Source organism: Ensifer adhaerens (assembly GCF_001270265.1).
Classification (GTDB): Bacteria; Pseudomonadota; Alphaproteobacteria; order Rhizobiales; family Rhizobiaceae; genus Ensifer; species Ensifer adhaerens_B.
Map to the genome: position 1 here is coordinate 49,159 of NZ_LGAP01000036.1, position 9,394 is coordinate 58,552.

Below are 9,394 nucleotides of genomic sequence, written 5' to 3' on the forward strand. Positions count from 1 at the left end.
CGCCGAGACTTAGCCGTCCATGAACCCGCCGGACACTGAGCCGGCGGAGTTGGCGCGGACGGCGAAGTTGACGCCCTTCACCACCGTGGCGCCGGCATTTCTGTGCTCATTGGCCGAAGCCAAGGCGCCCGTGAGCGGGTCTACGATGCGCGTGACGGTGCCCGTCCCGAGATCGGCCAGCCACAGGCCATCGTCGCCCTCAACGCCAAATACAACTACCTGAGTTGTCGTCGTCATCAACTTTCCCCTTGTCCCTCATGTGGTGATGATACTTAGAAACCGGCCTTGCGCAGGCCTTCGCAGTAATGAGTGCGTTGCCATTCCTCGCGGAACGGAACGATCGTGATCCACTTGTCCAGGTTGAAGTCCGGGTGGACCTCAAACGTCTTGCGCACGTATTGGCCAGCCTTCTTGCGATTGCCGAGCATACCCCAGCTCGCCGCGGCGAGACGATCGGCCGGGGTGGGATCGCGCATGCGTTCGATATAATCAAGTGCTTGATCGTATTGAGAAAGTGAGTAGCAGGCGCCGGCGGCGGTCCAGAAATATTCGTCCGGAGCCATCGGATTGAGATTGATCGCCGCTTCGATCTTGCGCAGGCCGCCATCCGGGCGCGAGGCCTGCACCAGCGTATCGGCGTAGCTGGCAATCACATTGGCATGCTGCGGGCTGAGCGCTTCGGCTCTCTCATGGAATTCGATGCTTTCGTCGAACTGCCGGCTGTAGAGCTTGACGACGCCGAGTTCGCGGTAGCCCGCCGCAAGCGTATCGTCGATCGCAATCGCATCTCGAGCGTGCTGTTCGGCGAGAGCCAGAAGTTCGCTGTCGCCGCGGGCGGTCAGAAGCCACTCCACGAAGTAGCTTCGGGCAAGCCCGCTCATCGCCGGAGCCAGATCGGCATTCTGACTGAGCGCCTCGCGGAAGCTCTTTCGGGCACGCCGGACCTCCGGCAGATTGAGTTGCTTGAGATAGCGTTGGCCGAGCAGGTAGCTGCGATAGGATCCGCCGTTGCTCTCATAGGCCTTGCGCATGGTCTCATTGCGCTCGACCTGGCTGGCAATGGCAAATGCGATCTGTCGGGCGATCTCCTGGCGCGACTTCATCAAGCCATCGTCATCCAGCGTGAAGCGGTCGGCCCAGATCACTTCGTCATTGGCAAAGAAGATCAGCTGCGTGAACAGCGTTTGTCGATTGCCCTCGTTCGTCAGCCGGGTATCGAGGATATAGCTGATGGCGTGTTGTTCGTAGGTGCTGGCCTTGTCTGCCTGCAGGCTGATCTGCGCTGCCGTGTAGGGCGCAATCACCGAGACCGAACGGAGCGCGCAAAGTCCAATCGTGACGTCCTCGATCAGGCAATGAGCGAAAAGCGTGGCAGCCGCGTCGGCATTGCCGGCACCCGGCGGCAGCAGCACCACGCGCGGCGGGCGCGTCTCGCCCATGGTCTCCAGCAGTGGGCCGTTGGTCAAGGCGGACAGTGGCGACGCCTTGGCAGTTGCTGCCACCAGTCCGCCGCCCGGCAGAAGGCGCGCGTCATACTGGCGGCCCTCCGAGGCCAGGACGGTCTTAAGGATCTTGCGAACCTCGTCGTCGGGGTTCTGTTCTAGAAGCTTGACCGCAGCGGATTTGACGAGCTTTCGATCTGTGCCGGTGGCATTCTCGGCCGCGTTGACCAGGCTCTCGCGCAGCAGCGCCGAATGATCGGCGCGTTGCTGCTCGATCCAGTCGTGAAGCGCTCGGCCCTGCGACTTCAAGTCCTTGAGAAAATCGTCACGGAATTTCTCCGCGGCCCACCGCAAGCGCGATAGCGCGTCCTGGTCGGCGTTCCGGCCGATGTCGTCGAGATCGCTCGCAACCGCATCCGGCTCCAGCCGGACCGTCGACGGCGAGAAGCTGAGGAACGTGTGGCCGAGTTCTTCCTGCCGTGACGTTACGCGGGAGATCGTCTTGCGCAGATTGACGAAGGCCTGGCTCGGAACGATTTCGTCCCACAGAAGCTTGGCCACATCGTTTCGAGACTGCTCGCGATGGCCGCCGGCGATCGCTTGAGCGAGAATAAGCAGACCCTTTTCCGGGAAGGCAACATCGCACTCGTCTTCGTCGACAAGGCGCAACCGCCCCAGGGTCTGCAATCTGAATTTCATCTGGCTATCTCATCGGCAACCGGTGACGCCTATCCATGCAGGTCAGGGGCGTGCGCAGTGCTGCCGTGGGCGGCGACTGTTTCTGCCTCGGGCGTCTGTGCGACGGCGGCCACCAGCGAAATGATCTTCTTGCGCAGGATCGGGTCGGTAATCTTCAAAAAGGCCCGATTGAGCGCAATACCCTCCTTCGACGACACGAAGGACGAGATTTCGTTGGGCTCGCGCACATCGCCAAGGCCTGCCCGGGGAGCCGCACCCTCTTCGCCTTCCTGGAAGAAAAAGCTTGGGTGAACGCCGAGAACATCGGCGATTGCCTGCAACCGGCTCGCTCCGATGCGATTCGTGCCCTTTTCATACTTCTGAACCTGCTGGAACGTGATGCCAAGGCCGTCTGCCAGCTTCTCCTGGCTCAACCCGGCCATCAACCGACGCATCCTGACGCGGGAACCGACAAAGACATCAATCTGGCTGGGTGCTTTTGTGTTCACGTGTGTTTCCTCCGCATGTAAGCGTGATCAAATCATACATATGAGTTTGCTCGAATAAATGACTCGATGCAATCACTACGCGCCAAAACATGGATAATTGCGCTGTGTGACGCCGAACGCTCCCTTTGCATGGCCGACGTTACGGCCGTTGTTACTGTTACGTACTTGCGCCGGGTCGGGGTGGAGCGATGTTGTTGAGCAATGCGGGCCATGCCCGCCTGCAACAAAGTCAATTGCGGCAACGTCGGAGATGCGAGATGCGCGGAATATCCTTGACCTTCACCCTGCTCGCCATTGCCGCCGCTCCGGCGTGGGCAGGCCCTGCCACGGCGACGGCATCGGTCAATTTTCGGGCAGGGCCGGGCACCGGGTTCGACAGCCTCGGCAAGATCGCCGCGGGGGGGCAGGTCGACGTCAAGGAGTGTGACGATGCCGGGACCTGGTGCGCCGTCAGCTTCGAAGGGAAAGACGGTTTCGTCAGCGGCAAGTACCTGGCCGATGCCGATCCGACGGGCCTCGGCTGGCCGCGCGCCTACAAGACCGACAAGGGGGCGACAATTACGCTCTATCAGCCGCAGGTGAACGCCTGGAAGGATTTTACCGATCTCGATGCCCTGATCGCCGCCGAATACAAGCGGTCCGACGATGCCAAGCCGATCTTCGGTGTCATCGGGGTGACGGGCAAGACCGTGACGGACAGCGGCTCGGACGAGGTGGTCGTCTCCGACATCAAGGTCGACGAGATCAATTTCTCGGTTCTCGATCGCCAGGAACTGGCCGACCTCGCCTTGGAGGTCGGCAAGGTGATGCCCGTCGGCACCCTAACGCTGTCGGAGGACAAGCTGACCGCGAGCCTTGCCGACTATGAGCGGCTCGGCAATGTCGAAGGGCTGAAGGCCGATCCGCCGCCGATCTATGTCAGCAAGGAGCCGGCGCTGCTGGTGCAGACCGACGGCAAGGCGGTGTTCGCGCCGGTCAAGGGCGCCGAAGGCCTGTCCTTTGCCGTCAACACCAATTGGGATCTGTTCAAGCTCGACGCCGACGGCAGCTACTATCTTCGCAACGAAAAGGCATGGCTGCAGTCGAAAGACCTGTCGGGCGGCTGGCAGTCGGCAACGTCGCTTCCCGATCTCTTCGGCAAATTGCCGGATGACGACAACTGGAAGGATGCGAAGGGGGCCATTCCGCCGGCGGCCGGCGAGGGCGCGGCGCCGAAGGTCATCTATTCGGACAAGCCGTCGGAACTGTTCGTGTTCGACGGCGAGCCGAAGCTCGAAGCCGTGCCGGGTACCGGACTGAAGATTGCGACGAACACCGAGAGCGATGTGTTCTATCTCGCTCAGGATTCGAATTGGTACGTGCTCGTCTCCGGCCGCTGGTTCTCGGCTGCGTCGCTCGATGGCCCCTGGACCTTCGCCACCCCCAACCTTCCCCAGGACTTCCAGAATATTCCGGAGGATGCCGCCTATTACACGGTCCGCTCGTCGGTTCCGGGCGCCTCGGAAAATGCCGAAGCCAGGTTGAAGGCCAGCATCCCCGAAAAGGCCCGCGTCTCGCTGGACGGTTCGGTGAAGGTTGAGGTCGCCTATAGCGGCGACCCGAAATTCGAGAAGATCGACGGAACGGCGCTCACCTATGCCGTCAATACCAATGAAACGGTGATCCAGGTTGCCGACAAGTACTTCGTGTTGAATGACGGCATCTGGTTCGTCGGCGATACGCCGACCGGTCCGTTCACCGTGGCAAAGGCCGTCCCCGACGAGATCTACACGATCCCGCCGTCGTCGCCGGTCTACAACGCCACCTATGTCCGCATCTACGACACCGAGCCGGACGCGGTTTGGGTCGGATACACCATGGGTTATCTCGGGGCCTATCTCGCCTGGGACACGTTCGTCTACGGCACCGGTTGGTACTATGACGACTACTGGGACTATGGCTGGGCCGGCGGCGGCTACTGGCCCTATTATCCACGGCCGGTAAGCTATGGCGTCGGCGCGTTCTACAATCCGGCGGTCGGCACGTTCGGTCGTTACGGCTATGCCTACGGTCCCTATCGCGGCATCGCGGCCGGCGCGGCCTACAACCCGCGCACCGGCACTTACATCAGGGGCGCGGCCGGTTATGGGCCGGCGGGTGAGCGCGGCTTTGTCGCTGCCTATAATCCCCGCACCGGTAATGCGGCGATCGCGCGCGGCGGGCACAATGTCTACGGCAGCTGGGGGACGGCTGCGGTCAAGCGCGGTTCGGATTTTGCCCGGATCAGCGGCGGCTCGACCGCCGGCGGCGCCGGTGCCCATTGGCGCACCTCCGACGGCAATCACGGCTTTGTTGCAGGCGGCAAGGGCGGCGACGTCTATGCCGGACGCGATGGCAACGTCTATCGTCGCGACGATGGCCAATGGCAGAAGCATACGCCGGACGGCTGGCAGCCGATTCAAAAGCCGTCGATCCAGGATGCGAAGAAAGCCGGTCAGCAGTTCGCAACCCAGCACCCGGATGCGGCGCAGAACCTGAACAAGCGCATCGACGATCGCCGCCCGGCTAGTGGCGGGAACGCCATCGGCAATCGCGCGCCCGACCATCTGGCGATCGATCGTGCCGGCCGCCAGATCGGCAACCAGCGCTCCTTCGAGCATCAATCGTTCAACCAGCGTCCGTTGAACCTGCCGAGCGGCGGTAATTTCGGTGGGGGCGGGTTTGATCGTCCCGGGGCTTTGGTGGCGGCGGTTTCCACGGCGGAGGTGGGTTCTCAGGCGGCGGGGGCTTCCATGGCGGAGGTGGCGGCTTTCATGGTGGTGGTGGCGGCGGCTTCCGCCGCCGTTGACGGCAGAAAGCGAACCGGAAACGGAAGTTGGCATAAACGCCAGGGACTGTGTTAGCGTTTGTACGGATAAGGACAGGAATCGATCGGCGTTCCGCCGGTCGCTGGGGGTATGATCAGCATGATCGGTGTCAGTTCGTCACGTGGATTCTGGGCCCCCGTGGCCCGTATTCTAGCTTTTTTGATGGTGTTTCTGGGGCTTATGTCCGCAAGCCAGGCCCAGTCCCAAGGCACCGCGCCCACTGCCGAGCCCGCCAAGGTTCAACAGCTGATCGAACTGCTCGATGATCCGGAGGTCAGGCAATGGTTGGCCACCAAACAGCCGGCGACGCCTGCCGGGACGACACCTGCGGCAACGACACCCGCAGATGCGGCGCCGGCGAGCGGGCTTGCTGCACGCTGGACGGCTGAACTCCGCCGCCATATGACCGGCATCACGAACGCGTTTCCGCGCGTCGGTCCCGAAATCGATGCGGCGCGGACCAGCCTCTCGGGAGCCATGGAAAACCATGGCACTGCGCCAATCCTCAAAGGGTTCTTCTTCATCCTGTTGATTGGCTACGGCGCCGAATACCTGCTGCGCTATCTGCTGAGACAGACATTGAGTTCAGCGCAATTGACCGGTCCCGCGCGTTCGATGCTCGTCAAAGTGCTGCCGCTGCTCGTGTTCGCGATCGCCACGACCACCGTGCTGGCCGTGGCCGGCTGGCCCTCGCGGCTTGAAGAGACCATCGCGCCGCTCCTGGTTGCCTGGATCGGAGCTCGCCTGCTGATCACGATCGCATCCGCCGTGCTTTCCGGCGGACCGGTTGACGCGACGGATCCGGCCGGTCGGACCGGCTATCTTTCGCTGACGACCGAGGATGCACGTTTCTGGTACCGCTCGTCCGTGGGGATTATTTGTGCGGCCGCCGCGATCTGGGGCATCGGCGACGCCATGCGCGCCCTTTCAATCTCCGCCGACGTTCGCAATCTTATTGCAGCAGTTCTCGGCCTTGTCGTGCTTGCGCTTGCGATCGTCACAGTGCTGCGGCGACCTGTCGGCGTCACAACGCGCTCACGCCGAGTGGTCGGCAATATCCTGATGGTTGCGTTCCTGGTCCTATTGTGGCTGCTGTGGGTGGCGGACATGCGGGTTCTGTTCTGGATCGGCCTTTACATCATCGGTCTGCCGCTGCTTCTGCGTTTCACCAGTGCCTTTGCCAAGACGATGCTCGACACGTCGGCAGACGACGACATGCGTGTGATGCGCAACGTGCTGATCGAACGCGGCGCCAGACTTGTGATCATTGCCTTAGCGGCGGGTTGGCTTGCGCTTGTCTTCCGCGTCAACGCGTCGATGATGATTCAGGACGATGCAGTCAATCGGATCTTTCGCGGTGTGCTTGCCGGCGTCGTCATACTGCTGACGGCTGATCTGGTGTGGCAGTTGACCAAGAGCCTGATCAGCCTTCGCGTCAAGCATGCCGCCGTCGAAACGACGGACCCCGCTGAACGTGCCCGCAACACCCGCCTGCTGACGCTGATGCCGATCCTGCGCAATTTCCTAGCGGCCTTCATTCTTGTGGTGGCGGTGCTGATGGTGCTTTCCGGCCTTGGTGTCCAGATCGGCCCGCTGATCGCAGGCGCTGGCGTTTTTGGCGTCGCCATCGGCTTCGGTTCCCAGACCCTGGTCAAGGACGTCATCAGCGGGATCTTCTACATGACGGATGATGCGTTCCGTATCGGGGAATACATTCAAAGCGGCAGCTACAAGGGCACCGTGGAATCCTTCAGCATCCGATCGGTGAAGCTCAGGCATCATCGCGGCCCGGTCTTCACCGTGCCATTCGGCTCCCTTGGTGCGGTTCAGAACATGAGCCGCGACTGGGTGATCGACAAGTTCATGATTAACGTGTCCTACGATGCCGATATCGCCAAGGTAAAGAAGGTGGTGAAAGGCATCGGCGCGGCACTTCTCGAAGATCCCGAATTGGGGCCGATGATTAGCGAGACGGTGAAGATGAAGGGCGTCGAGACCTTCGGCGACTACGGCATCACCTTGAGCTTCGCGATGACGACCAAACCGGGACATCAGACGCAGATCAGACGCCGGGCGCAAGCCATGATCAAGGAGGCATTTGACAAGAACGGCATCTCCTTCGCCTCGCCGACGGTGCAGGTGGCGGGTGATGAGCAGCATACGGCTGCGGCTGCGGCAACGCGCGATGCGATCGCCAAGAAGAATGCAGCGGCGGCGCTCGGCGAGGGCGCTCCGCCGGAATAGGTTTTCTCGGGCTGGGGAGGCCAAGATGAGACGCCTTGCATTGTTTATTCTGCTCTTCGCGATCGTTGGGATCGGGAACCTGCAGGCGCAATCGAACGAAAGCACATTCGAGGCGATCACCGCCCCGCACCTCGGCGATCTCGACGTCATGCAGAAGCGGCGCCTCATTCGGATCGTCGTTCCGTTCAGCAAGACCGTCTACTTCATCGATCGCGGCCGGCAGCTTGGCACCGCGGTGGAATTCGGGATGGCCTTGGAGAAGGAGCTCAATGCCGGGCGGAAGAAGGAGATCGAGAAAATTCGCATCGCCTTCGTGCCTGTGCCCCGACCGCGGCTATTGACGGCGTTGGAGGACGGGCGTGGCGACATCGTGATGGGCAACCTGACGATAACGGAAGCACGATTGGCGAAGGTTGATTTCACCGCCCCTTTGTTCGATGAGGCCAGGGAGGTACTGGTAACCGGCCCCACTGCGCTGGCCATTGCCAGTGTCGACGATCTGAGCGGACAGGAGGTCCGCGTCCGCAGCTCAAGCAGCTACCATGAACACCTCGTCGCCCTGAGTGCCGGATTCGTCAAGACCGGCCGCGCACCGATATCGATCAAGGATATGGACGAAAATCTCGAGGACGAAGATGTGCTCGAGATGATCAATGCCGGTCTGTTGCCGTGGACGGTTGTCGACAAGTACAAGGCCGACATCTGGGCTACGGTCTTTAGGGATATCAAGGTACGCGACGATATCCTGGTGTCAGATCATGGGCAGATCGCCTGGGCGATCCGAAAGGACAGTCCCAAGCTGAAGGCGACGCTCGATGCCTTCGTCAAGACGCATCGCGTAGGAACCACCTTCGGCAATATCCTGAAGAACTCCTACTACAAGAGCGACAAGATGCTGAAGCGCGCCTATGCGCCGGCCGATGTCGAACGGTTCCAGAAATTGGTCGAGATTTTCCGCAAGCACGGCGATACGTACTCCTTCGATTATCTCATGCTGATGGCGCAGGGCTATCAGGAGTCCCAGCTCGATCAGTCCAGGCGCAGCCCGCGTGGTGCGGTCGGCGTCATGCAGCTCCTGCCGTCGACGGCGGCCGACAAGTCCGTTGGCATCAAGGGGATCGACAAGGATCAGGATCTGAACGTCCAGGCAGGGTCGAAGTACCTACGGCACCTGGTGGACACGTACATCGCCGATCCCGCGATCACGCCGCGCAACCAGCTCCTCTTTGCATTTGCAGCCTACAATGCCGGCCCGGGAAACTTGCGCAAATTCCGGGCGAAGGCGAGGGATATGGGGCTCAATCCTGACCTCTGGTTCGGCAATGTCGAAAATGCAGCCGCCGAGATTGTTGGGCGCGAGACGGTTCAGTATGTCGGCAATATCTACAAGTACTACGTAGCCTATGGGCTGTTGGCGGAACATGCCAGAGAGGCGCCTACGGCACAGTCACCGGTTGCTACCGACGCTAGCGTACAGTAATTTCGCATCACGTCTGCTTGAGCGGCTCCGCGCCTTTCTTGACGACGGCAATCCGAAGACTAGGTCCAGACCCTCTTATGACCGTGGTCAAGGGTGATACGCGGACTTATGCGCCCCATGTCTTTGACACCGATTTTGTTACCGTTGATGGGGCAGCGCGGGGACGGGATGGGCCTTCAGACGACGGTTGATCCA

The 9,394-nt window shown here is 61.3% G+C and carries 6 protein-coding genes; 3 read left to right on the plus strand and 3 right to left on the minus strand.

What is annotated here, in order from left to right; all coding sequences use genetic code 11:
- Positions 1-9: 9 nt before the first annotated feature.
- From AC244_RS30860 to AC244_RS30870, 3 genes are read right to left on the minus strand one after another with little or no spacing between them, the layout of a single operon-like run.
- The gene (locus AC244_RS30860) at positions 10-237 is read right to left on the minus strand and encodes a hypothetical protein (RefSeq protein WP_053252645.1); all 228 of its coding nucleotides are present in this window, start codon (positions 235-237) and stop codon (positions 10-12) included.
- A 35-nt stretch (positions 238-272) separates the two neighbouring features.
- Complete coding sequence (locus tag AC244_RS30865) at positions 273-2,141, minus strand: hypothetical protein (protein ID WP_053252646.1); 1,869 nt, start codon at positions 2,139-2,141, stop codon at positions 273-275.
- A 29-nt stretch (positions 2,142-2,170) separates the two neighbouring features.
- On the minus strand, positions 2,171-2,629 hold the full coding sequence (locus AC244_RS30870; protein ID WP_053252647.1) for a helix-turn-helix domain-containing protein: 459 nt from the start codon (positions 2,627-2,629) through the stop codon (positions 2,171-2,173).
- Between the two features lie 257 nt (positions 2,630-2,886).
- Between AC244_RS30870 and AC244_RS30875 the strand changes: the two genes are divergently transcribed.
- From AC244_RS30875 to AC244_RS30885, 3 genes are all read left to right on the plus strand, one after another.
- Positions 2,887-5,511: an SH3 domain-containing protein gene (locus AC244_RS30875; protein ID WP_053252648.1), complete on the plus strand. Its 2,625-nt coding sequence runs from the start codon at positions 2,887-2,889 to the stop codon at positions 5,509-5,511.
- A 63-nt stretch (positions 5,512-5,574) separates the two neighbouring features.
- Positions 5,575-7,719, plus strand: a complete 2,145-nt coding sequence (locus AC244_RS30880) for a mechanosensitive ion channel family protein (protein WP_161807923.1) — start codon at positions 5,575-5,577, stop codon at positions 7,717-7,719.
- Between the two features lie 25 nt (positions 7,720-7,744).
- Positions 7,745-9,199, plus strand: a complete 1,455-nt coding sequence (locus AC244_RS30885; RefSeq protein WP_053252650.1) for a lytic transglycosylase F — start codon at positions 7,745-7,747, stop codon at positions 9,197-9,199.
- Positions 9,200-9,394 lie beyond the last annotated feature (195 nt).